Here is a 2,453-nt window from a genome sequence, read left to right as displayed (position 1 = left end):
ATCTGTGGCCAAGGCCGGCGGGGTGTTCTTGACGTCGTAATCCGGTGTGCGGTCGGCGATGCAGCCCGACCAGGTGTTGTGATTGTTCGGCGTCCAGACGTGGGTGTAGGTCGGCTGTTTGCAAACCGTGCCGCTGCCGGAGCCGGTGCATGTGCACGCGGTCGCGAAGCCGCTGCAACTCGCGTACTTTCCTGTGCTGACATTCGTGGTGGATGTCGATGCGACGCTCGTGTAGCAGCCGTTGATCAAATAGTGGTAGGCATAGCTGTTACTGCTGCGGTCCCCCCCCGGACAGATCAGTCCCGAGGTCGGAATGGTACCGACGACCGTCGTGCTGGCCGGTCCGTTCATGCACGTAAAGCCGTCGCTCGACATACTCCACGGGCATGGCGAGCCTGGTCCAAGTAGTGCCCAGTTGCTGGGCTTGTTCGACGACCCCACCAGGTCAGGTGCCTCGGCTTCCCAATCGGTCCAGTCGATCCAGGTCTGGTTGTAGTTGCTAGCGCCCATATTCACGTCTTTGGCAAAGGGGACGACGGAGATGTAGACATCCCCATCCGTCTTGGCGAGCGGGCTGAGCTGGTCGATCAGGTTCTTTGCCGCGGTCTTCAAGGCGTCGAGCTTGCCGTCGGAATTCATCGATCCGGTATTGTCGAGCGCCATCGCTACCCGCATCCGGGAGGTGCCCCAATTTGTGGCGGAGGCGGTACTGATCCCCATGCTGGGAAAGCCGACCAGTTTCATGAAATCGGTCTTGACGCTGCCGGCTGTGCTGAGCACGACCGTGGAGCCGTTGCCGGTATTGGCGGCATAGATCGCGGTGATCGGCGACACCGTGGCATTGACGTTGGTGTAGAGCGAATTGAAATAAGTCTGCGCCAGCGCGGTGATCTGCGCCTGGCTCAGGCTGGGACTGGCGGCGACATCTCTCGAGACCATGAGGGCTGCCGAATCCAGCGCCACCTGCATCGAAGATCTCGCGGAGTTGGTCCGGCTGTAATCGACCGCGGCGCCGACAAAGGCCAGCAGCGGCACGACCAGGATACCGAACATGATCGCGACATTGCCGCTGTTCGATCGGGTGAACCGCGCCAGGCATTGTTGCGCTTGAGATTTGAGCAGTCGAATGTACATGGCCACCACCGAGCTGGAATTCCAGCGGTATTTCGCCGCGGTCGCCTAAACAGGTGGTAAAGGTCTCTGCGGAATGCCGGTAAATGGCCTGCTGATGCGGTGGGGTCGGTTGCTATCGTCAACGGCGGCTAAATGGCGTGCCGGATCATTTGGGCAAACCGGAAGGATCGATTAACCTTGCGTGCTGGCGGCACCGCCGCGAGTCGCGGCGGCGCTGGTGCTGGCTGGATTTTCTGCCCTGCCGTGTGCTTGCAGCAGGCAAGGCTGGAACCCATATCCCGATTGTCGGACTGTTTCGGTCCGGCGATGATCGCCAGTCTGTCCGGCGACCGCATGGCCTGTTTCCGAGCCCTGTGACCGGCAGTGGCCATGATGCTCGAGGACGCCGATACCTATCTCATGTTGCAGACAATTCCAGACCTGAATTCGCGCGGGAAGCCGATGCCCGAACCGATCTCCGTCCAGTGCCGTGATTTCCGGGCTCCCGGGATGAGTGGCGCTGACCGTCCGTCGGGGGCGGGCAATGATGAAGGTCGATCGGGCACGCCGGGCGGGCCGAACACCTCGGTGATCACCAAGGTGAAGCCGAAAACCAAGAAGCCGAGCCTCTACCGCGTGCTGATCCTGAACGATGATTACACCCCGATGGAATTCGTCGTTCATGTGCTGGAGAAATTTTTCCAGAAAAACGCCGAGGCGGCGACCGAGATCATGCTGCATGTCCACCATCATGGCATCGGCGAGTGCGGTGTATTCACCTACGAGATCGCCGAAACCAAGGTGACGCAGGTGATGGATTTCGCGCGCAAGCACCAGCACCCTTTGCAATGCGTGATGGAAAAGAAGTAGCCTTTCCGACAAGCCCTGTTTGGGAACGGGTCTTGCAGTGAGATATCCGTATTCGACCAGGCGCCCCGGCGTGTCGGCATCCTGTTGGTGCGGCCGTCGGTCCCGAGGCCGGGTTAGTTAAGCGACGCAACGGGAACCACTTTCGCCACGATCTTGCGTACCTATATGGGGAAAGGTTCCAGTTGCCTGAGGCGGCAACGCCCATCATGATGGTGGGGGCCAAAGAGGACGCGGAATGCCAACTTTTTCTCAAAGCCTTGAACAATCTCTGCACCGTGCGCTCGCGATTGCGAATGAGCGTCACCATCAATACGCAACGCTCGAACATCTTTTGTTGTCGCTGGTCGATGACAGCGATGCAGCGGCCGTGATGCGCGCATGCAGCGTCGATCTCGACAAGCTGCGCGGCAGTCTCGTCAATTATCTCGAAACCGAATTCGAGAATCTCGTCACCGACGGCGCGGATGATG

At 59.8% G+C, this 2,453-nt stretch carries 3 protein-coding genes; 2 read left to right on the top strand and 1 reads right to left on the bottom strand.

What is annotated here, in order from left to right:
* Positions 1–1,134, bottom strand: a 1,134-nt coding sequence (locus Q0S16_RS05280) for a pilus assembly protein (protein ID WP_295845867.1), incomplete at its 3' end; no start/stop codon positions are given.
* Between the two features lie 489 nt (positions 1,135–1,623).
* On the opposite strand from Q0S16_RS05280, the gene clpS reads away from it, so the two are divergent.
* On the top strand, positions 1,624–1,983 hold the full coding sequence (gene clpS, locus Q0S16_RS05275; protein WP_295845866.1) for an ATP-dependent Clp protease adapter ClpS: 360 nt from the start codon (positions 1,624–1,626) through the stop codon (positions 1,981–1,983).
* Positions 1,984–2,218: 235 nt separating this feature from the next.
* A partial coding sequence (locus Q0S16_RS05270) for a Clp protease N-terminal domain-containing protein (protein WP_295845865.1) occupies positions 2,219–2,453 on the top strand: 235 nt, incomplete at its 3' end.

It is taken from the genome of Tardiphaga sp. (genome assembly GCF_025356345.1).
Taxonomy (GTDB): Bacteria; Pseudomonadota; Alphaproteobacteria; order Rhizobiales; family Xanthobacteraceae; genus Tardiphaga.
The sequence above is the reverse complement of the archived record's forward strand: the minus strand, read 5'-3'. Positions and strand labels throughout refer to the sequence as shown.

Coding starts and splice junctions, on each gene's coding strand:
- clpS (WP_295845866.1), top strand. CDS start 1,624: ATGAGTGGCGCTGACCGTCCGTCGGGGGCGGGCAATGATGAAGGTCGA.